General features: G+C 72.5%; 24 protein-coding genes, 4 tRNA genes and 1 other RNA gene. 16 read left to right on the top strand and 13 right to left on the bottom strand.

Translation table 11 applies throughout. The annotated features are described in order from the left end of the window. Position 1 precedes the first annotated feature (1 nt). Positions 2-247, bottom strand: coding sequence for a phosphoribosylformylglycinamidine synthase subunit PurS (gene purS / locus BCL76_RS11850; protein WP_030009438.1), 246 nt, complete (start codon positions 245-247; stop codon positions 2-4). A gap of 327 nt (positions 248-574) precedes the next feature. Between purS and BCL76_RS11845 the strand changes: the two genes are divergently transcribed. The 8 genes from BCL76_RS11845 (at position 575) to BCL76_RS11810 (ending at position 5,071) form a co-directional block, all read left to right on the top strand. After that, positions 575-892, top strand: coding sequence for a histone-like nucleoid-structuring protein Lsr2 (locus BCL76_RS11845; RefSeq protein WP_109779398.1), 318 nt, complete (start codon positions 575-577; stop codon positions 890-892). 88 nt (positions 893-980) lie between these two features. Continuing rightward, positions 981-1,052, top strand: a tRNA-Gly gene (locus BCL76_RS11840). Positions 1,053-1,126: 74 nt separating this feature from the next. Beyond that, positions 1,127-1,199 (top strand) — tRNA-Gly (locus BCL76_RS11835). 173 nt (positions 1,200-1,372) lie between these two features. Further along, positions 1,373-2,335 carry an ABC transporter ATP-binding protein gene (locus BCL76_RS11830; RefSeq protein WP_109779397.1) on the top strand — a complete coding sequence of 321 codons (963 nt, stop codon included), beginning with the start codon at positions 1,373-1,375 and terminating at the stop codon, positions 2,333-2,335. Beyond that, complete coding sequence (locus tag BCL76_RS11825) at positions 2,332-3,096, top strand: ABC transporter permease (protein WP_109779396.1); 765 nt, start codon at positions 2,332-2,334, stop codon at positions 3,094-3,096. The genes BCL76_RS11830 and BCL76_RS11825 overlap by 4 nt, the downstream gene beginning before the upstream one ends. A gap of 22 nt (positions 3,097-3,118) precedes the next feature. After that, the gene (locus BCL76_RS11820) at positions 3,119-4,366 is read left to right on the top strand and encodes a histidine kinase (RefSeq protein WP_109779395.1); all 1,248 of its coding nucleotides are present in this window, start codon (positions 3,119-3,121) and stop codon (positions 4,364-4,366) included. After that, positions 4,363-4,974 carry a response regulator transcription factor gene (locus BCL76_RS11815; protein WP_109779394.1) on the top strand — a complete coding sequence of 204 codons (612 nt, stop codon included), beginning with the start codon at positions 4,363-4,365 and terminating at the stop codon, positions 4,972-4,974. The genes BCL76_RS11820 and BCL76_RS11815 overlap by 4 nt, the downstream gene beginning before the upstream one ends. Before the next feature lie 24 nt (positions 4,975-4,998). Next, a tRNA-Gly gene (locus tag BCL76_RS11810) sits at positions 4,999-5,071 on the top strand. A 49-nt stretch (positions 5,072-5,120) separates the two neighbouring features. On the opposite strand, the gene BCL76_RS11805 is transcribed toward BCL76_RS11810, so the two are convergent. From BCL76_RS11805 to ffs, 6 genes are all read right to left on the bottom strand, one after another. Continuing rightward, positions 5,121-6,026, bottom strand: a complete 906-nt coding sequence (locus BCL76_RS11805) for a phosphoribosylaminoimidazolesuccinocarboxamide synthase (protein WP_109779393.1) — start codon at positions 6,024-6,026, stop codon at positions 5,121-5,123. Between the two features lie 169 nt (positions 6,027-6,195). Further along, positions 6,196-7,683 (bottom strand): N,N-dimethylformamidase beta subunit family domain-containing protein, encoded by a 1,488-nt coding sequence (locus BCL76_RS11800; RefSeq protein WP_030768837.1) that lies wholly within the window; start codon positions 7,681-7,683, stop codon positions 6,196-6,198. Between the two features lie 238 nt (positions 7,684-7,921). Further along, positions 7,922-9,754, bottom strand: a complete 1,833-nt coding sequence (locus BCL76_RS11795) for a hypothetical protein (protein ID WP_181382526.1) — start codon at positions 9,752-9,754, stop codon at positions 7,922-7,924. Between the two features lie 309 nt (positions 9,755-10,063). Continuing rightward, a complete protein-coding gene (gene purD / locus BCL76_RS11790) occupies positions 10,064-11,317 on the bottom strand; it encodes a phosphoribosylamine--glycine ligase (protein WP_109779391.1) in 1,254 nt (417 codons plus the stop codon). Between the two features lie 60 nt (positions 11,318-11,377). Continuing rightward, entirely contained in the window at positions 11,378-13,567 is a 2,190-nt protein-coding gene (locus BCL76_RS11785) for a DNA polymerase III subunit gamma and tau (protein WP_109779487.1), read from the bottom strand. A 77-nt stretch (positions 13,568-13,644) separates the two neighbouring features. Further along, positions 13,645-13,743, bottom strand: an RNA gene (gene ffs / locus BCL76_RS11780) — signal recognition particle sRNA small type. A gap of 107 nt (positions 13,744-13,850) precedes the next feature. On the opposite strand from ffs, the gene BCL76_RS11775 reads away from it, so the two are divergent. Both BCL76_RS11775 and BCL76_RS11770 read left to right on the top strand, forming a co-directional pair. Next, positions 13,851-13,938, top strand: a tRNA-Ser gene (locus tag BCL76_RS11775). 183 nt (positions 13,939-14,121) lie between these two features. Next, the gene (locus tag BCL76_RS11770; protein ID WP_109779390.1) at positions 14,122-14,901 is read left to right on the top strand and encodes an ATP-grasp domain-containing protein; all 780 of its coding nucleotides are present in this window, start codon (positions 14,122-14,124) and stop codon (positions 14,899-14,901) included. A 37-nt stretch (positions 14,902-14,938) separates the two neighbouring features. Here the strand turns inward: BCL76_RS11770 and BCL76_RS11765 are convergent, their stop codons facing one another. From BCL76_RS11765 to BCL76_RS11750, 3 genes are all read right to left on the bottom strand, one after another. Then, entirely contained in the window at positions 14,939-15,286 is a 348-nt protein-coding gene (locus BCL76_RS11765) for a DoxX family protein (protein ID WP_109779389.1), read from the bottom strand. Between the two features lie 123 nt (positions 15,287-15,409). Beyond that, positions 15,410-16,183, bottom strand: coding sequence for a hypothetical protein (locus BCL76_RS38505; protein ID WP_146228357.1), 774 nt, complete (start codon positions 16,181-16,183; stop codon positions 15,410-15,412). 90 nt (positions 16,184-16,273) lie between these two features. Beyond that, entirely contained in the window at positions 16,274-17,086 is an 813-nt protein-coding gene (locus BCL76_RS11750; RefSeq protein WP_109779386.1) for a VOC family protein, read from the bottom strand. 165 nt (positions 17,087-17,251) lie between these two features. On the opposite strand from BCL76_RS11750, the gene BCL76_RS11745 reads away from it, so the two are divergent. Next, entirely contained in the window at positions 17,252-17,854 is a 603-nt protein-coding gene (locus BCL76_RS11745) for an HhH-GPD-type base excision DNA repair protein (RefSeq protein WP_109779385.1), read from the top strand. Positions 17,855-18,034: 180 nt separating this feature from the next. Continuing rightward, a complete protein-coding gene (locus tag BCL76_RS11740; RefSeq protein WP_109779486.1) occupies positions 18,035-18,508 on the top strand; it encodes a cupin domain-containing protein in 474 nt (157 codons plus the stop codon). Here BCL76_RS11740 and opcA read toward each other — a convergent pair. Then, positions 18,457-19,389: a glucose-6-phosphate dehydrogenase assembly protein OpcA gene (opcA, locus tag BCL76_RS11735; protein ID WP_109779384.1), complete on the bottom strand. Its 933-nt coding sequence runs from the start codon at positions 19,387-19,389 to the stop codon at positions 18,457-18,459. The genes BCL76_RS11740 and opcA overlap by 52 nt on opposite strands. Positions 19,390-19,410: 21 nt before the next feature. Beyond that, on the bottom strand, positions 19,411-21,099 hold the full coding sequence (locus tag BCL76_RS11730; RefSeq protein WP_109779383.1) for a helicase HerA-like domain-containing protein: 1,689 nt from the start codon (positions 21,097-21,099) through the stop codon (positions 19,411-19,413). A gap of 88 nt (positions 21,100-21,187) precedes the next feature. On the opposite strand from BCL76_RS11730, the gene BCL76_RS11725 reads away from it, so the two are divergent. Continuing rightward, entirely contained in the window at positions 21,188-21,484 is a 297-nt protein-coding gene (locus BCL76_RS11725) for a type II toxin-antitoxin system VapB family antitoxin (protein ID WP_030768867.1), read from the top strand. A gap of 93 nt (positions 21,485-21,577) precedes the next feature. Beyond that, positions 21,578-22,249 carry a LytR C-terminal domain-containing protein gene (locus tag BCL76_RS11720; protein ID WP_109779382.1) on the top strand — a complete coding sequence of 224 codons (672 nt, stop codon included), beginning with the start codon at positions 21,578-21,580 and terminating at the stop codon, positions 22,247-22,249. Positions 22,250-22,293: 44 nt separating this feature from the next. Here the strand turns inward: BCL76_RS11720 and upp are convergent, their stop codons facing one another. Continuing rightward, positions 22,294-22,929 carry a uracil phosphoribosyltransferase gene (gene upp, locus BCL76_RS11715; RefSeq protein ID WP_030768869.1) on the bottom strand — a complete coding sequence of 212 codons (636 nt, stop codon included), beginning with the start codon at positions 22,927-22,929 and terminating at the stop codon, positions 22,294-22,296. A gap of 163 nt (positions 22,930-23,092) precedes the next feature. On the opposite strand from upp, the gene BCL76_RS11710 reads away from it, so the two are divergent. Further along, positions 23,093-24,103: a universal stress protein gene (locus tag BCL76_RS11710; protein ID WP_109779381.1), complete on the top strand. Its 1,011-nt coding sequence runs from the start codon at positions 23,093-23,095 to the stop codon at positions 24,101-24,103. Positions 24,104-24,185: 82 nt separating this feature from the next. Beyond that, complete coding sequence (locus BCL76_RS11705) at positions 24,186-24,365, top strand: hypothetical protein (protein ID WP_030768873.1); 180 nt, start codon at positions 24,186-24,188, stop codon at positions 24,363-24,365. The last annotated feature ends 25 nt before the right edge of the window (positions 24,366-24,390 follow it).

Raw genomic sequence — 24,390 nt, 5'->3', positions numbered from 1 at the left:
GTCAGGCCTCGACCTTCACGGTGAAGTCTTCGATGACGGTGTTGGCGAGGAACGTTTCGGCCATCTTGTGGATGCGGTCGAGGGCGGCCTGGTCGACCGGTCCCTCCACCTCGAGCTCGAAGCGCTTCCCCTGGCGGACGTCGGCGATCCCTTCGAAGCCCAGGCGCGGCAGCGCACGCTGCACCGCCTGGCCCTGGGGGTCGAGGATCTCCGGCTTGAGCATGACGTCGACTACGACGCGTGCCATCGGGCACTCCCGTGTGGTGGTTGGTGCGAAGGCGGTTCCATCAGCGTACCCGGCTGAAATTTCTACGCGGGTAGATATCGCGGAGCCTTGATCACCACGCCGTTTCGGCTTCACCAACGCTTCGCAAAATCCGCCGGAAAACCACGCGCCCGGCATTGCGGCGGGACACGCGGAGAGAATTAACTGGGCTTCGCAATGCAATGGGAATCGAGGTACAAAGGAATCACTCCGGATTCCGGAGGAAAGTTGCATTGCCCCGAAACATCCACACAGGCGACATCACCGCACGTCAACAGGTGGCGGCGTCGCACGAAGGGACCGATATCCGTGGCGCAGCGCGTAGTAGTCACGCTCTCCGACGACATCGATGGCGGAGAAGCGGCGGAAACGGTCGTGTTCGCTCTGGACGGAAAGTCCTACGAGATCGACCTCAATGTGGCGAACGCAAAGAAACTGCGGAAGGGCCTGGCCCCCTTCGTGGCCGCCGGCCGTCGCCAGTCACGCTCGGGGAGGGTCTTCAAGCACACCGCCGTCGCCCCCGACCCGGCCGTCGTCCGCGCCTGGGCCCGCTCGAACCAGTTCGACGTGCCACCCCGCGGCCGCATCCCGAAGAAGATCTACGAGGCCTACAACGCGGCCCACTGAGGGTCGATTTGCCATGCACCCCCATCCGTCGGCTAGTGTGTGGATCACGCCGAGGGGCCAGACCGCAGGTCAAAGCCTCCGAGGTCGTGCGGGTGTAGTTCAGTAGCAGAACATCCCTCTTCCAGAGGGAAGGCGCAGTGTGCGATTCCTGTCACCCGCTCTGCATCACTTCCGAACCACTGCTGTGGATCGGGTAGAGTGATGCACGCATCGCCTCAGGGCAATGCAGTGCTTGCGGACGTAGCTCAGTTGGTAGAGCACCACCTTGCCAAGGTGGATGTCGCGCGTTCGAGTCGCGTCGTCCGCTCTGTATGAAGAAGGCCCCGATCATTACGATCGGGGCCTTCTTCGTGTTCCCCGGCGTGCTTCACCGACGTGTTACCCGACTTCGACGCCGACGACCTCGGCCCTGACAAATGTCATCGGGGGCGGTGACAGCGCGCACTGCCGACCCGGCGCCGGCGCCGCGAGTCTTGGATCATGACTGACACCGTGATCGAGGCCGAGGGCCTACGCCGTGGCTACGCAGGAGGATTCGAGGCCGTGCGCGGCGTCTCCTTCTCCGTGGCCCGGGGCGAGATCTTCGCGCTGCTCGGCACCAACGGCGCCGGCAAGACCTCCACCGTCGAGCTGCTGGAGGGACTGGCAGCGCCGAGCGAGGGCCGGGTGCGCGTCTTCGGGCTCGATCCGTACACGCGGCGGGCCGAGGTCCGCCCGCGCACCGGGGTCATGCTCCAGGAGGGCGGATTCCCCTCCGACCTGACGGTGACCGAGACGGTCCGGATGTGGGGCGGGGTCACCAGCGGCGCCCGCCCGGCGGCGGAGGTGCTGGAACTGGTCGGCCTGGCCGCGCGGTCCTCCGTACGCGTCAAACAGCTCTCCGGCGGTGAGCGGCGGCGCCTCGACCTCGCGCTGGCCCTGCTCGGCCGGCCCGAGGTGCTCTTCCTGGACGAACCGACCACCGGTATGGACCCCGAGGGGCGCCGGGACACCTGGGCGCTCGTGCGGGAGCTGCGCGACCAGGGCACCACGGTGCTGCTGACCACGCACTACCTGGAGGAGGCCGAGGAGCTCGCGGACCGCCTCGCCATCCTCCACGAGGGCGAGATCGTCCTGTCCGGCAGCCCGGCCGAGGTGACCGCCGACCGGCCGGCCCGGATCCGCTTCACCCTGCCGGCCGAGGTGCCCGCGGCCCGGCTCCCGCTGGCGCTGCGCGCGGCGGCCTACGGGCAGCGCGTGGAGATCCGTACCGAACGGCTCCAGGCCGACCTGGCCGAACTGCTGGACTGGGCCCGGGAGTGCGACGTGGAACTGGTCGGGCTCGACGCCCGCTCCGCCTCCCTGGAGGAGGCCTTCCTGGAGATCGCGGAGAACCGCCGCACGACCGGCGGCCGCACAGAGAGCACCCGGAGCACCGAGAACACCGAGGCGGGGACCCGATGAACACGCTCTCCCTGAACCCCGGCCGGCTCACCGCGCTGGGCCGCTCCGAGCTCACCCTGCTGGTGCGCAACCGGGCGACGCTCAGCCTGGCCGTCCTGATGCCCCTGCTGATGGTGTTCCTCCTGCGCTCCTCGCTGAGCGGGGCCGAGGGCGCCGAAGCCCTGGGCGAGACCACCCTGACCGGCGGGATCGGCATGGTGCTGATCCTGGTCGTCCACATGAGCCTGGTCTCCGCCTACGTCGCCCGGCGCGAGGAGCTCGTCCTCAAGCGGCTCCGTACCGGCGAGGCGACCGACCTGGAGATCATCGCCGGCACCGCCCTGCCCGCCGCCGTCCTGGCCTTCGGGCAGATCACCGTCCTCACCGTGGCCGGGGCGACCGCCATGGACGTACGGATGCCACGCAACCCCCTGCTGCTCGTGGTGGCCGTGCTCGCGGGCATCGTGCTGCTGGCCGGGATGTCCGCGCTGATCAGCTCGTTCACCCGCACCGTGGAGACCGCGGGCCTCACCACGCTGCCGCTGTTCCTGGCGACCGTGCTCGGCTCGGGGCTGTTCGTCCCGACCGACTCGATGCCGGACCTGGCCGGCTCGTTGTGCGAACTGCTGCCGCTGAGCGGCGTGATGACCCTCGTACGGGCCGGGTGGAGCGGCGGCTCGACGGGCGGGGACCTGCTGGGCGCCGGGCTGACCGCACTGGCCTGGATCATGATCACCGTGTTTTCTGTTCGGAGGTGGTTCCGTTGGGAACCGCGCCGGTAGGACGAGTCGGGGGACGAGGAACGTGTCGAAGATGACGGGGTGGTGGAAGAACCGCAGCAGTGCGGGGAAGATCGAGCTCTACACCAGGGGGTCGTTCCATCTCTTCGTGCTCCTGGAGATCACGTCCTTCGGACTGATGCCCGTGGCCGCCACCGCCGCCGGCAGGCCCCCGGTCCTGCTGCCCCTCGCCCTCCTCCTCATGGTGTGCGGCCACGCGGTGCTGTGCGGGGTGCTCACCTCCAAGGCGTTGCACTGGGTGGTGGGCCGGCGCGAACGCCCCACCCGGCTCGCGGTGGTGACGGCGGTCACGACGGCCGCGTGCACCGTGGCCGTGCTCGGCCTCCGGGCGACCGGGCACATCTCCGAGGAGGCCGTGGCGCCGACGTTGGTGTCGGGGCTGACCTGGTTCGCCGCGGGATCGCTGGTGCTGTGCCTGCGGTCGGTGAAGCGGATGCTGTTCATCCCGCCGGCGGCGGGGGTGGCGACGGGACTGGCCGCGCTCGCCCTGGGCACGCCGGCCGTCACCGCGCTGGGGTATGTCGTAGGCGTTCTGCTCGGCAGCCTGTTCTTCGGCGCCACCTGCGGTTTCTCCGCATGGCTGCTGAGAACGGTCTACGAGCTGGACCACTCCCGCGAGGTGCAGGCGCGGCTCGCGGTGGCGGAGGAGCGGCTGCGGTTCGGCCGTGACCTGCACGACGTCATGGGCCGCAACCTGGCGGTGATCGCGCTCAAGAGCGAGCTGGCGATACAGCTGGCCCGGCGTGAACGGCCGGAGGCGGTGGACCAGATGATCGAGGTCCAGCGGATCGCCCAGGAGTCCCAGCGGGAGGTACGGGACGTGGTGCGGGGCTACCGGGAGGCGGACCTCTCGGTGGAGCTGGAAGGCGCGCGCGGGGTGCTCAGCGCGGCCGGGATGGACTGCCGGGTGGACTCCCTGGCCGGGCGGGGCAGGGAGCTGCCCGCCGAGGTCCAGTCGGCCCTCGGCTGGGTGGTCCGCGAGGCCACGACGAACATCCTGCGGCACGGGGACGCGCAGCGCTGCCTGATCCGGCTGACCGCCGAGGAGAGCGGCTCCGTGGAGCTGGTGGTGGAGAACGACGGGGCTCCCGAGACCCCTACCGGGCCGCCCGGCTCGGGGCTGGCCGGGCTGCGGGAACGACTCGCGGCCCTGGACGGGACGTTGCAGGCGGGGCTGGTCGGCGACGGCCGGTTCCGGCTGCTCGCGCAGATCCCGGACCGACGACTGCAAGGACTGGAGGTGCGGGCGTGAGCCCCGTACGCGTACTGCTCGCCGATGACGAGCATCTGATCCGGGGCGCGTTGGCGGCGCTGCTCGCGCTGGAGGACGACCTGCTCGTCGTCGCGGAGGCGGCCTCCGGCCCCGAGGCACTGGCGATGGCACGGGCCCACAAGCCGGACGTGGCGGTGCTGGACCTGCAGATGCCGGGGGCGGACGGTGTGAGTGTCGCCACAACCCTGCGGGCCGAACTGCCCGGCTGCAAGACCATGATCGTGACCAGTCACGGCCGTCCCGGGCACCTGAAGAGGGCGCTGGCGGCAGGCGTGCGGGCCTTCGCCCCGAAAACCGTGTCGGCGCAGCGGCTGGCCGAGCTGATCCGGACCGTCCACGCCGGAGGTCGCTACGTGGACCCGGAGTTGGCGGCCGACGCGATCAGCGCGGGGGACTCGCCGCTGACCGCCCGGGAGGCGGAGGTACTCGAACTCGCGGCGGACGGGGCACCGATCGCGGAGATCGCGGAGCGGGCCTCGCTGTCGCAGGGGACGGTACGGAACTACCTGTCCTCGGCGGCGACGAAGCTGGGCGCGGAGAACCGGCACACGGCAGTGCGTCTCGCACGCGAGCGAGGTTGGGTATAGTAGTTCTCGCGCTACGGCGCACCTGCGGACATAGCTCAGTTGGTAGAGCACCACCTTGCCAAGGTGGATGTCGCGCGTTCGAGTCGCGTTGTCCGCTCTGTGACGAAGAAGCCCCCCGGTCCTCGGACCGGGGGGCTTCTCTCGTTCTACGACCAGGACTGGCCGGTGAGGCGCTCGAAGGCCTCGATGTACTTGGCGCTGGTCCGGGCGACGACCTCGGCCGGGAGGGCCGGCGGCGGGAGCTCACCCTTGCGGTCCCAGCCGGAGGCCGGGGAGGACAGCCAGTCGCGGACGTACTGCTTGTCGAAGGAGGGCTGCGCGCGGCCCGGCTCCCACTCGTCGGCCGGCCAGAAGCGGGAGGAGTCCGGGGTCAGCACCTCGTCGGCGGCGACCAGGGTGCCGTCCTTCGGGTCGAAACCGAACTCGAACTTGGTGTCGGCCAGGATGATCCCGCGCTCGCGGGCGATGTCCCGGGCGCGGCCGTACACGGCGAGTGTGGTCTGGCGCAGCAGCGCCGCCGTCTCGGCGCCGGTGGTGCGCGCGACCTCCTCGTAGGAGACGTTCTCGTCGTGCTCGCCGACGGCGGCCTTGGCGGCCGGGGTGAAGATCGGGGCGGGCAGCTCCGAGCCGTTCACGAGCCCCTCGGGGAGGGCGAGCCCGCAGACCGTGCGGCTCTCGTCGTACTCGACGAGGCCGGAGCCGGCGAGGTAGCCGCGGGCCACGCACTCCACCGGGACCATGTCGAGGTTGCGGCAGATGAGGGTGCGGCCGGCCCAGTCGGCGGGGGCGCCGGCGGGCAGGTCGGTGGAGATGACGTGGTTCGGGACGAGGTCCGTGAGCTGGTCGAACCACCACAGGGAGAGCTGGGTCAGGACGCGGCCCTTGTCCGGGATCTCGGTGGGCAGCACCCAGTCGAAGGCGGACAGGCGGTCGCTGGCGACCATGACGAGGCGGCCGTCCTCGTCACGGTAGAGGTCGCGCACCTTGCCGGTGTGGAGGTGGACGAGGCCAGGTACCTGAACCGGCTCGGGCTTTTCGACGAATCCGGACACGGGGTCTCCCTGTAGTTCTGTATGAAGCGCCCCTCGATTCTCGCGCACCGGTGTCCCCACCTGTGGACAGGGGTCCGCGCCGCAGGTCGGCCGCGGGTCGATCGCGGGGGCCGGCGGCGGGATCGCCCGTGGGCCGTACGTGGGGCCGTCCGTGAGTCGGGGGGTGGGGTCAGTCGTGCTTGCAGATCCGGTCGAGGAGATTGGCCGTGGCCCGCTGCACCCGCTCGTCGACGTGGCCGGGGCGATCGAGGGCCGGGGACCAGGCGAAGGTGCCGGAGGCGAAGACCAGCGCGCCGCTGGGTGCCCGGTAGAGGGAGGTCTCCTGGTGGCGGCGGTGGCCCTCGCTGTCGAGGTACGGGGAGTGCGCCAGCAGGATCCGGTCCTGGTGCTCGGGGAGCTGGGTGCGGGGGAAGTAGCGGTCGGCCTCACCCGCGACCAGGCCGGGCAGCTCGTCGTTCTCGCCCGCGCCGGTGGAGTCCCACAGCCAGTGCGTGGCGTTGCGCACGATCATGGGCGCGGGTTCGGGGACCCGGCCCGCGTACTGGATGCCGAGCAGCTGCTGCTCCGGGCGGTCGACCTCGCGCCACAGGCTGGGACGGCCCGGGCCGCGCCGTTTTCGGCAGGTGAGGAGCCGGTCGTCGACCCCGGAGGGGGACGGGCCGAGCTCGACCTGCCAGTACATGGTGTTGGCGGAGAGGAAGACGAGTGAGGTGCCGTGCCGGCGGGCGCGTTCGACGGTGCGGCGCATGGGGGCCGACCAGTACTCGTCGTGGCCGGGGAAGACCAGGCCGCGGTAGCGGGTGGGGTCGACGCGGCCGGCGTGCAGGTCGCGGGTGTCCGCGTAGGCGATGTCGTAGCCGTAGCGCTCGGCCCAGCGGATGAAGTCGTAGGCGTGGCCCACGTGCAGGGGCAGGCCCGCGCCCGCGTAGGGGCGGTCGAAGGACACGGTGACGGCGGCGTCCTGCTCGCCCAGCAGTCGGCCCTGCTCGTCCCAGGCGTGGTAGAGGCTGGCGCCGCTGCGGCCGTCCTCCGGATAGAGGTTGTAGGCCTGCCAGGTGATGTCGGGGAGCAGGAGCAGGAGGTCGGCGGGGTGGTCGTCGCGGACCGTGAAGGGGATGTGGGAGCGGTAGCCGTCGGCGGTGGTGAGGACGGCGACGTACGCGCCGACACTCCAGTACGAGGGCACCTGGAGCCGCCAGGACAGCCACCAGTGGTGGCAGGACACGGTCCGGTCGGCGGCGAGCGGGGCCGGTTGGACGATGCCGGAGAGCCGGGGGCTGGTGGTGATCTTGGATGCCCCGTCGCCGCCGTAGTGGCCGATCCGGTAGACGTCGACGGAGAACTGCTGGGGCGGATCGACGGTGATGTGGAAGTCGATGGCCTCGCCGGGGGCCACACCGCCGGTGGAGGCGAAGCCCTTGATCTGCCGGTGCACGTCGTCGGCGGTGCGGGGACCGCCGTTGCGACGGGCGCGGGGGATCTGGCCGGTGCCGACGGCCGCGGCGGCCGGGTCCACGTACCAGGGTACGACCTGGCCGGTGTCGTCGAAGTAGAGCTCACTGCCCCGGAACCAGGGCAGGGGGCCCTGCCCGAAGGGGTCGTTCACCGCGTGCGCGAGCGCGCCTGACTCCCAACGCCGGATCTGGTCCGCACCCATGACCGCTCCCCTCCCTCGACCCCCCGAACGGGCGTACATCGCCTCGGTGCACGGCTCCCGGCTGAGCCGAGGTGGGGCTTTTCGGCACCCGCTCCCAGGACAGTCGGCCGCGACCGATCCCAGCACATCACATAACGCACGCAGCCCGTCACTGTTCGTCGCGAATTGACGGGAACGGAACACTGACATCCGGTTGTCCGTACGAGCCGTAGCCCTCCCGGGGGCGCCTCGACCCGCCTCAGACCAGGCGGACCGGCTTCTCCGGGCGGACGCCCAGGGCCGAGAGCCAGTCCCGCAGCGGCTCCGGGTTCCCCTCCTCGACCAGGCTCAGCACGCGCGGCGCCAGGTCGGAGCGGCGGTCGCCGCCCACCAGCAGGACCGGCCCGTCGAGCCAGTCCAGCCCGGGCGTGGCCCCGGCCGAGTCCACGGCCGCGCAGCACACCATCGCCGTGACGTGGTCGGCCAGCAGGTCCCGGCCGCTGCGCGGCGGCTGGAGCGGGAACAGCGGGACGGTGTCCGCGCCGCGTGCCTTCCCGGCCCCGGCGGCCGGTCCGGCGGCCCGCTCCTCGCGGGCCAGCTCGCCGGTGATCCGGCCGGCCAGCGCCTCGCCGGCCGCGCCGTCGCCACCGAGGTCCGTGAGATAGCCCAGCACCCGCTCCAGGGTGGGCCCGGCGAACGCGTCCGCGGCGGGGGAGGGGGAGTCGGCGGCCGCCAGCGTGGCGGGACCGGCCGCTCCGGGCGCCCCGGCAGCCCCGGCCGCTCCCGAGGAGCCTTCGGAGCCCTGGGACCCGGGCCGGGCCGCAGGGGACGCCACAGGCGCCGACGCGGCCGGTGCGGGCGTTGCGGAGGATGTCGGGGATACGGGGGTTGCCGGGGCGGCCGAAGGGCTGGCCGGCAGCCCCGCCGGGACGGCGAGGGCGTCCAGCGCCGTGTGCAGGCGGGCCGCCTCGGTCCGCCACTTGCGGTCCACGACCTCCTCCGGATACTCCGCCCAGTCCACCGGGGACCAGTCCGGCCCGGCCTCGGCCGGACCTCCGTGGAAGAGCCGCGCGGCCAACAGCGAGGTCGCCTCGTCGATCAGCCCGGGCTGCTCCAGCAGGTCGCAGGCGGGGCGCTCGCCCAGCCGCGAGGTGAACCCCTCGGCCAGCCGGTCCCGCCGGGACAGCTCGGTCAGCGCGGAGACCACCCCGGCGTCGAGGTGCGCCGGCCAGCGGCCCATCCGCCACGCGGGCAGCGCGACCCGGGTCAGCAGCCGGTCCCAGCCCGCGTAGGCGAGGCCGACCTGCTCCTGGGCGACGATGCGCAGCCCGTAGTCCACACCCTGGGCACGCTCCGAGGCGGCCGCGGCCACCCCGCGCTCCATCTCGGCGGCGTCCGTCCGGCACAGCCTCAGCAGCAGCCGGGCCGGGGCGCCGATCCAGCCGAGGCCGCGCCGACCGCCCACGTCCACGGCGGCGTCCAGGCCCCGGACGAAACCGCGCGCGTCGGCTATGTCCGGGTGCGCGGAAGGGCCCGTACCGGCGACGACGGGCGCGAGGACCGCCCGTAGCTCCGCGACCCGCATCCACCACAGGAAGGGCGAGCCGATCACGAGGATCGGGGCCGCGCCCGGCTCGGACTCCGGCCCGACGGGTCCGGCCGTGGCACCGAAGACACGGGCGGCGCCGCGGCGGTGGGCCGCGTGGCTGCGGTCCTCCAGCCAGCTGTCGCAGTCCGGCGTCAGGGCTATCGCGGACGGCGGCGGCACGTCCATCCGGTCCGCCAGGTCCCGCACCAGCCGGTAGAGATCGGGCGCGGCGGCCTCCGAGAGCGGCACGGTCGGCGTCACGGCGGGGCTCGCCCGCAGCACCACGGCGGCGAAGGCGCCGCCGACGAGCAGCACCAGCACGGCGACCACGCACACGACGAGGGTCACCGTGGGCCAGGGATCACCGGCCAGCCGACCCGTCGCCCGGGCGGCCACCAGCACCACCGCGAGGGCGGCGGGCAGCAGCCCGACGGCCGAGGCCCTGCTGCGCACGCGCAGCACGGCCAGAGCGCGGGAACGCGCGGACGGCACGCTCGCTTCCATGATCGAACCGGTTCCGGACACGGCCGGACCTCACCCCCTCTGCCCTGCGGCGACGTTGCTCACTCCCCCACTGTGACACCCGCCACTGACATCGCAATGCCGGTGGGCCAAGTGCCGGAATGCTTGGCATCGCACCCTAGTTGGGGCACGCGCGGGCGTCAGGCAGACCGGGTGACGATCACCCGATGGAATGGCTTTGGGTAAAGGTGGGTGCGTTCGAACGCGGCTCGATGCAGTCGCACGCGGACACGCCCGCGGGCCCGGGCGCACGAGGTGCGCACCGGGCCCGCGGGTCTGTGGATCCGCTGGTCAGTGGCCTTCGGCCGCCTTGGCCGCGATGTCCGTGCGGTGCTGCGATCCGTCGAGACGGATGCGCGCCACCGCCTTATACGCCTTCGCGCGCGCCTGCGCCAGGTCGGAACCGGTCGCCGTCACCGACAGCACGCGGCCGCCCGCGCTGACCACCCTGTTGCCCTCGCGCCGGGTCCCGGCGTGCAGCACGTAGGCGTCGGGCTCGTCCTCGGCGGCCACCTCGATCAGGCCCTCGATCGGATCGCCGGTGCGGGGGGTCTCCGGGTAGTTGTGGGAGGCGATGACCACCGTGACGGCGGCGTCCTCGCGCCACACGAGCGGGGGCAGCGCGTCCAGGGTGCCGTTGGCGGCGTTCAGCAGGACGCCGGCCAGCGGGGTGCGCAGCCGGGCCAGCACGACCTGGGTCTCGGGGTCGCCGAAGCGGGCGTTGAACTCGATGACCCGGGTACCGCGGCCGGTGATCGCGAGGCCCGCGTAGAGCAGACCGGAGAAGGGGGTGCCGCGGCGGCGGAGCTCGTCGACGGTCGGCTGGAGGACCAGCTCCATGACCTCGTCGACCAGCTTCGGGTCGGCCCAGGGCAGCGGGGAGTACGCGCCCATGCCGCCGGTGTTGGGGCCCGCGTCGCCGTCCAGGGCGCGCTTGAAGTCCTGCGCCGGCTGGAGCGGGACCACGGTGACGCCGTCGGTGATGGCGAAGAGGGAGACTTCCGGGCCGTCGAGGTACTCCTCGATGACCACCCGGTCGCAGGCGAGCGCGTGTGCGCGGGCGGCGGCCAGGTCGTCGGTGACCACGACGCCCTTGCCGGCGGCGAGGCCGTCGTCCTTGACGACGTACGGGGCGCCGAAGGCGTCGAGGGCCTCGTCCACCTCTTCGGGGGTGGTGCAGACGTAGCTGCGCGCGGTCGGAACCCCGGCCGCGGCCATCACGTCCTTCGCGAAGGCCTTGGAGCCTTCGAGCTGGGCCGCCTCGGCGGACGGCCCGAAGACGGGGATCCCGGCGGCGCGCACGGCGTCGGCGACGCCCGCGACCAGCGGGGCCTCCGGGCCGACGACGACCAGGTCGGCCGCGAGTTCGGTGGCGAGAGTCGCGACGGCAGCACCGTCTAGGGCGTCGACCGGGCGCAGCGTGGCCACGTCGGCGATACCGGCGTTGCCGGGAGCGCAGTACAGGGCGGAGACGGCGGGGTCGAGGGACAGAGAGCGGCACAGGGCATGTTCGCGGGCGCCGCCGCCGATGACGAGGACCTTCACGCTGCTCAGCCTAGCCGGGACGGCGCGGTCGGCTTCGTGCGGCCACCCAATCAGGACCGGCTACTCATTTGTGTATTCCTCCACAACGGTGGCTCCGAGCTCGCGCACGATGAGGTCGTGTCCGGTCAGGGCGCTGTCGACGAGGTCGGGATCGTCCTCCTCGGCGAAGTCGTCCTCGGGGGCCACCGGCGGGGGCGCCTGCTGTACGGGGGGCTGCGGGGCGGGAGCCGAATGCTGCGGCTGTTGCGACTGCTGCGGCGTGTACTGCTGGGCGGGCGGGGCCTGCGGGGTGGACGGCGGTTGCTGCTGGGCCGGGGGCGGCGGGTTGTAGGCGGGCGCGGGCGCGGCCGGGGCCCCGTACGAGGAGCCGTACGAGGCGGTCTGGATCGGGGCCGGGGAGCCACCGCCGACGACGGCCTCGATCTTCCAGTTGACCTGGAACTGCTCGGCCAGGACCGCCTTGAGGACGTCCTCGCTGCCGCTGCTGGCGAAGTTGTCGCGGGCTCCGACATTGGGGAAGCCCAGCTGGAGGGTGGTCCCGTCGAAGCCGGTGACCTGGGCGTTCTGGCTGAGCAGGATCCAGGTGAAGCGACGGCGGTTCTTGACGGCCTCCAGCACGCCGGGCCACATCGCCTGCACCTGCCCGGCTCCGGCGGCCATGCCGGGGGAAGGGGCCGCAGCGGCCGGGGCCGGGGCGACGGGTGCGGGAGCGGTGGCCGGGGCGGACGAGGCGGAGGAGGCCGCGGTGGGCCAGGCACCCGCGGCGGGCGCGGGAGCGGCGGCCGGCGCCGGGGCCGAGGCTCCCGGCCAGGCACCGGGAGCACCGCTCCCGGGCTGCGCGGCGCCGGGCCAGGCGCCGGGGGCGGCCGGGGCGGGCGCGGAAGCCGGAGCGGCCGAAGCGGCGGGAGTGGCCGGAACCGGCTCGGGAGCCTGTGTCGGAGCCGGGGCCGGGGCGGTCGCGGGGGCGGCGGCGCGCGCGGCGGCCGCACCTCCACCGGGACCGGCGGGCGCCATGGCATGCGCCTCGGGCCCGGGCACATAGCCCATGGCGGGCGCGGCGACCGGCGGCGCGGCGAAAGCGGCGGCGGGCGGACCGCTGCGCTCCAGCCGGTCGAGCCGGGCCTGGAAGGACCGCTCGTCGTCGAAGGCGGCGGGCAGCAGCACCCGGGCGCAGATCAGCTCCAGCTGCAGCCGGGGCGAGGTCGCGCCGCGCATCTCGGTGAGCCCGGTGTTGACCAGATCGGCGGCGCGCGACAGCTCGGCGGCCCCGAACACGGACGCCTGGGCCTGCATCCGCTCCACGACATCGGCGGGGGCGTCGATCAGCCCCTTCTCCCCGGCGTCCGGCACGGCGGCCAGGATCACCAGGTCGCGCAGCCGCTCCAGCAGGTCGGCGACGAAACGGCGCGGGTCGTTCCCGCCTTCGACGACCCGGTCGACGACCTCGAACGCGGCCGCCCCGTCCCCGGCGGCGAAGGCGTCCACGACGGAGTCGAGCAGCGAACCGTCGGTGTAGCCGAGCAGGGAGGTGGCCATGGCATACGTCACACCGTCGTCGGCGGCGCCGGCGAGCAGTTGGTCCATCACGGACATCGAGTCACGCACGGAGCCGGCGCCGGCGCGCACGACCAGCGGCAGCACGCCGTCCTCGACCTTGGCGCCCTCACGCCCGCAGACCTCGCCCAGGTAGTCCCGCAGGGTGCCGGGCGGCACGAGTCGGAAGGGGTAGTGGTGCGTCCTGGACCGGATGGTCCCGATCACCTTCTCCGGCTCCGTGGTGGCGAAGATGAACTTGAGGTGCTCCGGCGGCTCCTCGACCACCTTCAGCAGGGCGTTGAAGCCCGCCGAGGTGACCATGTGGGCCTCGTCGATGATGTAGATCTTGTAGCGGCTGGACGCCGGCCCGAAGAAGGCCTTCTCACGCAGGTCACGGGCGTCGTCCACGCCACCGTGCGAAGCGGCGTCGATCTCGATGACGTCGATGGACCCCGGGCCGTTCCTGGCCAGGTCGCGACAGGACTGGCACTCCCCGCAGGGGGTGGGGGTGGGACCCTGCTCACAGTTCAGACAACGGGCGAGGATGCGCGCGCTGGTGGTCTTTCCGCAGCCACGCGGCCCGCTGAACAGGTACGCGTGATTGACCCGGTTGTTGCGCAGGGCCTGCATCAGCGGGGCAGTGACATGCTCCTGCCCGATGACCTCGGCGAACGACTCGGGGCGGTAGCGGCGGTACAGCGCAAGGGACGACACGTATACGAGGTTATCCGGGCCCACCGACATCAGCGGCCCGCCGTAGCCCCTGAAGGGCCTCCTGGGCGGCACCCGGAACGCAAAGCGCCCCCCACGCACCCGCCAGAGCCCACTTACCCTTGCTGCCTTCCGGCCCTGGGGGAGTTCGGTGAGATAGCGCCACGTGAGGGGCTGGCCCCACCCTAGCGGATGAAAGCCCCTGGAATCGAGCCGGACCCCCACCTGCCCTCCGCTCGACGATCACGTTCGCGAGCACCCCTCAACGTCTTGTATTGTTTGCCGCGGAGGATTCGCCTAGTGGCCTAGGGCGCACGCTTGGAAAGCGTGTTGGGGGCAACCCCTCACGAGTTCGAATCTCGTATCCTCCGCCATTGCTCTCACCGGGCAATACGTCGAAGAGCCCCGCAGCTTGCTGCGGGGCTCTTTGCGTTGCCCCGCCACGGAGGACGCCACCGCCTCGGCGCCGTGTTGCGCGCGGCGGCCATGATCAGCGCCGCGGGTGGGGGCTCCTTCGCCCCGCACAGCGGCGCGGGCTCCCGGGACACAATGGCCGGATGACGGACGAGGTGTTTCTGCTACCCGCCCGGCCGACCGCCACGGCCGGGCTGCTCGCGGAGGTCGCCGCCCGCCGGGGGATGGCCGTCCGGGCCCTCGGCCCCGGCTTCGCCGAACTGGCCGGCCGGGCCGTGCACTGGTGCGGTGGTCCGCACGCCGCCGCGCGGGTGGCCGGGGCCCTCGGGCTGGGGCTGTTGGAACCGCCCGACCACTGGCTCACGCGGCTGCCCGAGCGGTTCACGGGCCGCCGGATCGAGCTGACCACCCTGGGCCGGGCGGCGCGGGAGCTGACCGGATCCGGGCGGCCGGCCTTCGTGAAGCCGCCGCGCGAGAAGTCCTTCCCGCCCGCCGTGTACGGGCCCGGAGCGCCCCTGCCGCGGTCCCTGCCCGCCGCCACCCCCGTACTGGTCTCGGAGGTGGTGGACTTCGCCGCCGAATACCGGCTGTTCCTGCTCGACGGCGAGATCGCCGCCGGCAGCCGGTACGCCGTCCACGGACGCCTGGACCCCGCCCCGCTCGACGAGGACGGGCGCGGGGCGGACGTACGCGGCTTCGCGGCCGCGCTGCTCGCCGCGACCGGCCCGGACCTGCCCAGCGCCGTCACCGTCGACGTCGGCCTGATCGGCGCCACGGGCCGGTACGCCGTGGTCGAGGCCAACATGCCGTGGTTCTCCAACAGTTACGCCGCCCGGCCCGAGGCCGTCCTGGACGTGGTGCTGCGCGCGGCCGGGCCGCTGCACCGCGTCCGCGCGGCGGACCTGCCGTTCGTGACCCCGTAGCGGCACGCGGCACCCGGCACCCGGCACCCGGCGCGCCTCAGCCGTTGAACCCGAGGACCAGGGTCACGACCGCCGGGGCCGCGTAGATCACCGGGAAGGCGACGTGAGCGTAGGACTTCGCCCGGAGCACCGTGATCACGGCCCCCGCGAAGTACAGGGCGACCCCGATCGCGGCCGCGATGCCGATCGCCGGGACGAAGACACCCACCGCCAGGCCCACGGCGCCGGCCGCCTTCGCGGTGGCGAGCCGGGTCCACCACGAGCGCGGAACCCCGTACTCGACCAGCGGCTCCACGACCCACTTCGCCCCGAGGAACATCGAGGCCGCCGAGAATCCGACCATGAACGCGCCGACCAGGGCGAAGACAACAGCGGTGGTGGACATCCGAGCTCCCCTCGGGCGGGCGCCGGTGCGGACTCGCTCCGGTCTGTCTCCCGCCTGCTTCACTCCTCTGACCCGCCCCGCCGCACCGATGTGACAGGCCGCGCGAAAAAACTTTCGCCACGCTCAGGGGCTGCCGGGGACGTAGACGTCGAGGGCGGGGAAGCAGACGGCGTTGTCCGCGCTGCAGATGTCCCGGTCGCCCGGTGAGACCACGGGGACGTGGCGTTCGTACGTGAGCAGGCTCAGTGTCCGGCCCGGGGCGAAGGCTGCCGTGGCCTCGCGGACCGGGCCCAGGTCCGGCCGGTGCTGACCGGGTCCGGCGTACGCGTACGGGGCGTGGCCGCCGTCCACGACGGCGAAGTAGACCGTGGTCCGGCCGGGATACACGGCGCCCTCGGTCACCAGCCGGATCCCGATGCGCGCCCAGGACTTCGGCAGGGGGTTGCAGGTGGTGCTGGCTCGGGCCTCGCGGACCACGGCCAGGCAGTAGTTCCGGTCGTCCGGCATCCAGGCCAGCTCTCCCGTGTCGCCCGCCGGTTCGCGGTGGATGACGAGGACGGACCCGTCACCGGGAACCTTGACGTCCGGGGCCGTGTCCCTGCGGACGGCCGCCAGCAGGGGGCCGTCGGCGGCCGTGACCTTCGCGTCCCCGACCGGCTCGGCCGGCCCGGACGCCCGCGGCGACTCGGACGGAGCCGAGGAAGGAGCCGAGGAAGGTGCCGACGGTGACGGTACGGGCGACGGTGTCCACGACGGCGCCGGTGACGGCAGCGCCGAGCTCCCGTGCAGTGAGTGCTGCGGCGGCGACAGCTCCGGCGCGGGCGGCAGACCGCACCCCGCCGTCGTGAGGATCGCCAGCGCGCATCCCGCGGCAGCCGCGATCGACCCGTGTCTCATGTGAATCCGCCCCCGCGCAGATGGAACCCGTGTGTGCGGGGGCAGTCTGCCGTGCCGCCCGACGGGGCGGCACGGCAGGGCGGAGGCAGCTCAGCCGAAGCTCGGCATCTCACCCACCGTTGTCGACATGTCGATCACGGCGAAGGCCGCGCCCTGCGGGTCCGTGACCGCCGCGAACCGGCCGAACGGGCTGTCCATCGGGCCGAAGTGCAGCTTCCCGCCGTGCTTCTGGGTCTTCGCCACCGCCTCGTCGCAGTCCGGCACCCCGAAGTAGATCTGGATGTACGGCGGCAGGTCCGGCGGGAAGTCGTCGTCCATCTTCATCCGGCCCAGCACCGGGTTCCCGGCGCCGCCGACGCTGAAGACCTTGAAGTCCATGTCGGCCATCTCGGGGTCGTCGCCCGGGTCCATCTGCTGGGCGCCGTACGGGAAGACCTTCGGCAGGAACCCGTCCGCCTTGGCCGGGTCCCTCGTGAAGACCTCCGCCCACGCGTACGAGCCCGCCTCGCCCATCTTCTCGAAGCCCTTGTGTTCGCCCGGCTGCCAGACGCCGAAGACCGCGCCGCTCGGCTCCTTCGCGATCAGCATCGTGCCGAAGGTGCCCACCTGCATGGGGCCCATCAGCACCTCGCCGCCGTTCGCCGTCACCTTCCCGGCGGTGGCCGCCGCGTCGGGCGAGGCGAAGTACAGACACCACTGGGACGGCGCGTCGGCTCCCGGCATCGGCGGGACCACGGCGGCGACGGCCTTGCCGTCGGAGTAGGCCTGCGTGTAGTTGCCGTACTCGCTGCTGGCCTCGCCGAAGGTCCAGCCCAGCACGTCCGCGTAGAAGGTCTTGGCCCCTTCCACGTCGGCGAACATCGCGTCCACCCAGCACGGAGCGCCTTCGGAGAACTCAGACATGATCGATCGACTCCTCGTCTCGTACCTGCCGTCGCGTACCTGTCGTCACATACCTGTCGTCGCTCAGCTGTCGTCGCTCAGCTGTCGTCGTCGACGGTCGTACTCACGCTAGGCGCGCGGTGCGGCGACCGCGCGGGGAGCGCGCCCAGGCGGGACGCTGGAGCCATGGACAAGGACATCACCATCCGGCTGGCCCAGCAGCCGGACGCCGACGCGCTGCTCGGCAGGAGCCCGCTGGCCGCCCTCGTCGGAATGCTGCTGGACCAGCAGGTGCCGATGGAGTGGGCGTTCTCGGGGCCCTGGACCATCGCCCAGCGGCTCGGCTCCGACGATCTCGACGCGCACACCATCGCCGCGTACGACCCGGAGGCCTTCGCCGCCCTGCTCTCCGAGAAACCCGCCGTCCACCGGTATCCGGGGTCGATGGCGACGCGGATCCAGCAGCTGTGCGCGTACCTCGTGGAGCACTACGACGGGAGCGCGGAGGCGGTCTGGGCCGACGCCACGACGGGCCAGGAACTGCTGAAGCGGCTCAAGGCGCTGCCGGGCTTCGGGGAGCAGAAGGCACAGATCTTCCTCGCCCTGCTGGGCAAGCGCTTCGGTGTGCGCCCGACGGGCTGGCGGGAGGCGGCGGGCGGGTACGGACCGGCGAACGTCTACCGCTCGGCGGCCGACATCACCGGCCCGGAGTCCCTGGCCAAGGTGCGGGCGCACAAGCAGGAGATGAAGGCCGCAGCGAAGGCGGCCAAGGCCGCGGGCGGCTCCTGATCCGGCTGCCGGATCCCGCACGTGGTCCGGCGGCGGACCCGTCCTGGCCGGGCGGCGGACCGGTCGAGCTCAGGCGGCGGACGGGCGCGGTCCGGCGGCGGACCGGTCCGGAATTGACCGGCCGGACCGACCGTCGATTGACCCCTGATTCCGGTCGCTCAAGATCGTAGATTGGTGGACATGACAGAGATCGCGACCCGCGCCGCCACCGCCGAAGCCATCTACGACGGCCCCGGCAGCCTCATCACCCTGCTCACCGACACCGATGAGCTCACCTGCAACACCGCCACCTTCGACGAGGGCGCGGCGGGCGCCCCCGTCCACTTCCACACCAAGGCCACCGAGTTCTTCCACGTCACCGCGGGCCGGCTCGACATCCTCGTCGACGACGAGATCCACACCCTGGGCGCCGGCGACTTCATCGCCGTCCCGCCGGGCGTCAAGCACGCCTTCGCCCCCGCCGCCGGCCACACCGCCGCCGTCTTCGTCGGCTTCACCCCCGGCATGGGCCGCTTCGACTACTACCGGCTCCTCGGCCGGGTCAACGCGGGCGAGGCCACCGTCCAGGACATCAAGGACAGCTCGGCGACCTACGACAACCACTACGCGGAGAGCCCCGTCTGGAGCGGCCGCCGCCGCAGCGCGGAGCCGTAGACCACGTCCGCGTCGAGGCGGCGCAGTTCCTCCGCGATCAGTTCTGCGCCGCTGCGGATCTTCAGGGCCACCTTGCGGTCGGGGCTCCCGGGCAGGCTCAAGGTGGCCAGCACGCCCGCGGGGCGGTCCACCCGGATCTCACCGCCCGTGGTCTGCAGGCTGACCCCGGTGATCACCGGGCCCTCGCTCGCCACCCGGGCCACCGGCACCCCCAGCCGGTCCTCCAGCCAGCGCGCCAGCAGCTCCGCGCTCGCGTTGTCCGGCTCGCTCTCCACCGCCGCGCCGGTCACCGGCAGCGGCTTCTGGTCCAGGGCCGCGGCCAGCAGCGAGCGCCACGGCGTGAGCCGGGTCCAGGCCAGGTCGGTGTCGCCGGGCTGGTAGCCGGCGGCCCGTTCGTCGAGCACGCCGACCGGGTCGAAGGCGGCGGCCGCGTCCGTGATCCGGCGCTGCGCGAGCGCGCCCAGCGGGTCCCGCGCCAGTTCGGTGGGCGCGTCGGACGGCCACCAGGCCACCACGGGAGCGTCCGGCAGGAGCAGCGGCAGGACGACCGAACCGGCGTGCTCGGTCAGCGCCCCGTGCAGGCGCAGCAGTACGATCTCGCCGGTCCCGGCGTCCGAGCCGACCCGCAGTTCGGCGTCGACGCGGTTCGCGCGGAGCTTGTGCGGGCCACGGGTGGTCCGCCGGATCACCGCGATGATGCGGCAGGGGTGTTCACGCGAGGCTTCGGAGGCCGCGCGTACGGCGTCGTAGGCGTTCTCCTCGTCGGTGGCGAGGACAAGGGTCAGCACCAGCCCCATGGTCGGGCTGCCTATCGCCCGGCGGGCTTCGAGCAGAGCCCGGTTGACCTTGCTGGACGTGGTGTCGGTGAGTTCGGTCCGCATGGGCCAGAGTCTGTCACCGCGTCACCGCCGCTTGCGCGCGGTACCGAAGACGGAGCGGGAGATCTCCCTTCCCAGCTGGGTCCCGATCGACCGGGCCAGCGAGCGGAACAGCCCGCTCCCCACCACCTGTTCGGCCAACGAGGGATCCGGCTTCGGGGCGCTGCGCGCGGCCCGCGCGGCCTCCTTCTCCGCCGCCGCGGCCTCCTTCTCGGCGTCGGCGGCGGCCGCGGCGGCCTCCGCCCGTGCCTCGGCGGCCGCCTGTTCGGCGGTGATCTTCTCGTACGCCGACTCGCGGTCGATCGGCTCCGCGTAGCGCGACCAGAGCAGCGAGGACTTCACGGCCTGCTCCAGGTCGGCCGCCGCGACGGGTCCCATCAGCGACTGCGGGGCGCGCAGTCGGGTCGCCGCGACCGGGGTGGGGGCGCCCTTCTCGCTGAGCACGGTGACGACCGCCTCGCCCGTCCCCAGCCCCGTCAGCAGCTCCTCCAGGTCGTACGCGGAGTTGGGGAAGGTCCTCACGGTCGCCTTCAGCGCCTTGGCGTCGTCGGGGGTGAAGGCGCGCAGCGCGTGCTGCACCCGGTTGCCGAGCTGGGCGAGGACGTCCGCCGGCACGTCCTTGGGGGTCTGTGTCACGAAGAAGACGCCGACGCCCTTGGAGCGGATGAGCCGGACCGTCTGGGTGATGGACGCGAGGAAGGCCTTCGAGGCCCCGTTGAAGAGCAGGTGCGCCTCGTCGAAGAAGAAGACGAGCTTGGGCTTGTCCAGGTCGCCGACCTCCGGCAGGTCGTTGTAGAGGTCGGCCAGCAGCCACATCAGGAAGGTGGAGAAGAGCTGCGGCTTGTCCTGGACGGCCGGGAGTTCCAGTACGGAGACCAGTCCGCGCCCGTCGGCGGCCGTCCGCAGGAACTCGCTCGTGTCGAACTCGGGCTCGCCGAAGAACTCCGAGGCGCCCTGCTGCTCGAAGGCGGTGAGCGACCGCAGGATCACCCCGGCCGTCACGGTGGACAGTCCGCCGATCCCCTTGAGTTCGGGTTTGCCCTGGTCGGAGACGAGGAAGGCGACGACCGCGCGCAGGTCCTTGAGGTCGATCAGCTCCAGGCCCTTGGTGTCGGCGTAGTGGAAGATCAGGCCGAGGGACTGCTCCTGCGTCTGGTTGAGCTGGAGCACCTTCGACAGCAGGACCGGGCCGAAGCTGGTGACCGTGGACCGGAGCGGGATCCCGGGGCCGATCCCGCCCAGCGAGTAGAACGCGCAGGGGTATCCGGTGGGCTCCCACGACTGGGCCACGTCCCGGGCCCGTTCGTCGATCCGCTCGCCCGGCGTGCCGGGAGCCGAGATCCCGGAGATGTCGCCCTTGATGTCCGCGAGGAAGACCGGGACGCCGCTCGCGGACAGCTGTTCGGCGATGAGCTGGAGCGTCTTGGTCTTACCCGTTCCGGTGGCTCCGGCGACCAGGCCGTGGCGATTGAGCATCGCCAGCGGGATGCGGATCTGACGGTCGGGCAGGCAGACGCCGTCCCAGAGGAGGGCCCCGAGGTCGAGCGCGGGTCCGGTGAACGCGTACCCGGCGGCGATCTCGGCGGCCGGTCCGCCCGTCGTTCCTCCCGCTGTTCCGCCCGTCGTTCCTCCGGCCGTTCCTCCCGTCGGGGCCGCCGGGACCGGAGGGTCCGTCCGGTCCGTGGGAAGGGCGGGGTCGGTGCTCTCACTCATGATTCACTCCCCAAATAGCGCTGTTCGCCACTTTTGCACCACCGTCACGAGGCTGCGCCCGCACGCACCGGCCCGGTAGGCTTTCCGTGTGATCTTCAAGCGCATCGGAAGCGGAAAGCCCTATCCCGACCACGGCAGGGAAACCACCCGGCAGTGGGCGGACGTCGCGCCGCGCCCGGTCCGGCTGGACCAGCTCGTGACGACCAAGGGCCAGCTCGACCTCGAAACGCTGCTCGCCGAGGACTCCACCTTCTACGGCGACCTGTTCGCCCACGTCGTGAAGTGGCAGGGCGACCTCTATCTGGAGGACGGGCTGCACCGCGCCGTGCGCGCGGCCCTGCAGCAGCGCCAGGTGCTGCACGCGCGGGTCCTCGAAATGGACTGACGGGTTCGTCTGGATTGCGCCTTTCGGGTCACCATTGACCTATCAGCAGATCATTTAGTAGGCATCGACACCGGGTCGCACTACGCTGCGCCCATGAGCATGCTCACTCCCCCCGGCATGGGCGGAAAGTACCGCGTCACGGGAGCCGCCTACCCCCGTATGAGTCGTAAGCGGAGCCGTACCCGGATCGTCCTCGCCGTGCTCGGCTCGATCCTTGCGCTGGCCCTGGTCGGCTACGGGGCCCTGCAGCTCATCGACGTGTTCCGGGGCGACAGCCCGAAGCGGAACACGGCTGCGGGTGCCAAGGACTGCCCGACGACGCCTCCCGGTACCGCCGCCAAGGGCGGCCCCGGCGCCGCCTCCACCGCCTCGGCGGCCGCGAAACCGGCCGTCGTGCTCCCCCCGCCAGGGGAGATCACGGTCAACGTCTACAACGCGACTCCGCGCGCGGGTCTGGCCAAGGCCGTCGGTGACGAGCTCGCCAAACGCGGCTTCGTGATCGGCAACGTGGGCAACGCCCCCGCCACCTTCGACAAGAAGGTCCCCGGCACGGGGATACTGCTGGGCTCCCCCACGACCGACAAGGCCGTCTTCTCCGTACTCGGCACACAGCTCGCCGGCACCACCCAGCAGACCGACACCCGCGAGACCGCGGACGTCGACCTGATCCTGGGCGACGCCTTCACGGAGCTGAGTAAGAAGGAGGACGCGGACAAGGCGCTGGCCCTGCTGGCCAACCCCCTGCCCGCGCCCAAGAACTGCTGACGCGCCGGCACGCCGTTCGGCGGCGTGCCGGACCGCCGTAGGACCTACTCCGCCGAGCCGTACATGCGGTCGCCCGCGTCGCCCAGACCCGGCACGATGTAGCCGTGCTCGTTGAGCCGCTCGTCCACCGCGGCCGTCACCACCGTCACCGGCGTGCCCGCCAGCGCGCGCTCCATGATCTCGACGCCCTCGGGCGCGGCCAGCAGCACCACGGCCGTGACATCGTCGGCGCCGCGCTTGATCAGCTCCTGGATCGCCGCGACCAGCGTGCCGCCGGTGGCGAGCATCGGGTCGACCACGTAGACCTGGCGGCCCGAGAGGTCCTCCGGCATGCGCGTCGCGTACGTGGAGGCCTCCAGGGTCTCCTCGTTGCGGACCATGCCCATGAAGCCCACCTCGGCCGTCGGCAGCAGCCGCACCATGCCGTCGAGCATGCCGAGACCGGCCCGCAGGATCGGGACGATCAGCGGGCGGGGGGACGAGAGCTTCACGCCCGTGGTCGGGGCGACCGGCGTCTCGATGTCGGCCTGCTCCGTACGCACGTCCCGGGTGGCCTCGTAGGCGAGCAGGGTCACCAGCTCGTCGGCAAGCCGCCGGAAGGTGGCGGAGTCGGTGCGCTTGTCGCGCAGGGTGGTGAGTTTGTGCGCCACCAAGGGGTGATCGACGACCTGCAAACGCACAACATCCTCCAAAACTCAGCCTGCGACCTGCAAAAACGGTCGCACGACGCGACCTGCACCCAAAAGGCTACGCGCTGACACGGCTCCTTCGCGTCCGAAGGGCGGCCGCGCCGGCCGCTTCCTTGCGGATGCGACCCGCGCCGGCGCCCAGCAGGCTGGACGGATGAGCAACACACCGGTGATCGCGGCCGTCGACGGTTCGGAACACAGCCTCAGAGCCCTGGAGTGGGCGCGGAAGGAGGCCGTCCGGCACGACACCGGGCTGCTGGTCGCCCATGTACTGCCCGACCACGCCCAGTTGTACGCCGGACGCCGGGCCTCGCTGCACGACGCCTCCGAGCCGCAGGAACTCGCCGACCCCGTCCGCGACTGGGTCCGGTCCCTGCTCGGCGGCGGCAGCGGCGTCGGCGGCGCCGGCGGCACCGGCGGCACCGGCGGCACCGGCGGCACCGGCGACGACGACTCCGCGCTGCCCCAAGGGGTCACGTACGAGGCCCTGGAAGGCTCCGTGCCCGAGGCGCTGCGGGTGATCGGCTCGCAGGCCCGGATGCTGGTGATGGGCTCCCGGGGCCGCGGCGGCTTCGCCAGCCTGCTGCTCGGCTCGAACAGTCGGGCCGTGGCGAGCTCGGCCGCCTGCCCGGTGGTCGTGGTCCCGCACGCCGAGCGCGGCGCCCACCCCGACGCCGACGCCGAGCAGTCCGCCGGGCGGGTGGTGCTCGGGCTGCACGCCGCCGAGACGCCCGACGACGTACTGACCTTCGCCTTCACCGAGGCCGCCGTGCGGGGGACCACCGTCCAGGTGGTCTCCGCGTACGCCATCCCGCCCTCGCCGACCCTGGTGATGGACAGCCCGTTCGTGGTGATCCCGCCGGAGGGACTGGCCGACGAGGGGGACGGGGTACCGGCCGAACGGGAGATGCTGCGCTCCCAGACGGAGCGGCTGGCGCCGCTGCGGGAGCGGTTTCCGGACGTCCCGGTCGAGCAGGCCGCGGTGCCCGGGGACCCGGCGGGCCGGCTGGTCATCGCCTCCCGGGCGGCGGCGCTGGTCGTGGTGGGCCGCCACCACCCGCGGCGCACCGCCATGTCGCTGGCGATCGGCTCGGTGGCCCACGCGGTGCTCCACCACGCGCACGGACCGGTGGCCGTGGTCCCGACCCTGAGGGATGACGTCTGACCTGCGACGGGGTGGCATCAAACGCGCCGTCCGGGGGAAGGTGGGTGCAAGGGGGGACGACCGACCAGCCAGGTGGTGGCCGATGCCCGACAGGCAGCCGAAGGACGAGGTGCCCGAGACCGCGGCGCAGCGCCGAGCACGCCGCGCTCAGTTCCTGCGCGACCTGATGGAGGCGCGCGAGCTGCGCGATCGTGTCCAGCCCCGCCGCGCCCGAGCGGCCCGTATGCGCCAGCAGATGCGCATGCGCACCTTCCGCTGGTGACCTGCAGCCTTCCGGCCGTTTCGGC

It is taken from the genome of Streptomyces sp. CG 926, from assembly GCF_003148825.1.
Classification (GTDB): Bacteria; Actinomycetota; Actinomycetes; order Streptomycetales; family Streptomycetaceae; genus Streptomyces.
Note: the sequence above shows the minus strand (reverse complement) of the source record. Positions and strands in the feature narration are given on the sequence as shown.

What these genes read in the sequence shown, in the direction of transcription:
- BCL76_RS11830 (WP_109779397.1), top strand. Translation starts at nt 1,373, where the DNA reads ATGACTGACACCGTGATCGAGGCCGAGGGCCTACGCCGTGGCTACGCA.
- BCL76_RS11730 (WP_109779383.1), bottom strand. Translation starts at nt 21,099, where the DNA reads ATGAGTGAGAGCACCGACCCCGCCCTTCCCACGGACCGGACGGACCCT.
- BCL76_RS11740 (WP_109779486.1), top strand. Translation starts at nt 18,035, where the DNA reads ATGACAGAGATCGCGACCCGCGCCGCCACCGCCGAAGCCATCTACGAC.
- purS (WP_030009438.1), bottom strand. Translation starts at nt 247, where the DNA reads ATGGCACGCGTCGTAGTCGACGTCATGCTCAAGCCGGAGATCCTCGAC.
- BCL76_RS11705 (WP_030768873.1), top strand. Translation starts at nt 24,186, where the DNA reads ATGCCCGACAGGCAGCCGAAGGACGAGGTGCCCGAGACCGCGGCGCAG.
- BCL76_RS38505 (WP_146228357.1), bottom strand. Translation starts at nt 16,183, where the DNA reads ATGAGACACGGGTCGATCGCGGCTGCCGCGGGATGCGCGCTGGCGATC.
- BCL76_RS11765 (WP_109779389.1), bottom strand. Translation starts at nt 15,286, where the DNA reads ATGTCCACCACCGCTGTTGTCTTCGCCCTGGTCGGCGCGTTCATGGTC.
- BCL76_RS11825 (WP_109779396.1), top strand. Translation starts at nt 2,332, where the DNA reads ATGAACACGCTCTCCCTGAACCCCGGCCGGCTCACCGCGCTGGGCCGC.
- BCL76_RS11750 (WP_109779386.1), bottom strand. Translation starts at nt 17,086, where the DNA reads ATGTCTGAGTTCTCCGAAGGCGCTCCGTGCTGGGTGGACGCGATGTTC.
- BCL76_RS11720 (WP_109779382.1), top strand. Translation starts at nt 21,578, where the DNA reads ATGAGCATGCTCACTCCCCCCGGCATGGGCGGAAAGTACCGCGTCACG.
- BCL76_RS11795 (WP_181382526.1), bottom strand. Translation starts at nt 9,754, where the DNA reads ATGGAAGCGAGCGTGCCGTCCGCGCGTTCCCGCGCTCTGGCCGTGCTG.
- BCL76_RS11710 (WP_109779381.1), top strand. Translation starts at nt 23,093, where the DNA reads ATGAGCAACACACCGGTGATCGCGGCCGTCGACGGTTCGGAACACAGC.
- BCL76_RS11770 (WP_109779390.1), top strand. Translation starts at nt 14,122, where the DNA reads ATGACGGACGAGGTGTTTCTGCTACCCGCCCGGCCGACCGCCACGGCC.
- BCL76_RS11800 (WP_030768837.1), bottom strand. Translation starts at nt 7,683, where the DNA reads ATGGGTGCGGACCAGATCCGGCGTTGGGAGTCAGGCGCGCTCGCGCAC.
- opcA (WP_109779384.1), bottom strand. Translation starts at nt 19,389, where the DNA reads ATGCGGACCGAACTCACCGACACCACGTCCAGCAAGGTCAACCGGGCT.
- BCL76_RS11745 (WP_109779385.1), top strand. Translation starts at nt 17,252, where the DNA reads ATGGACAAGGACATCACCATCCGGCTGGCCCAGCAGCCGGACGCCGAC.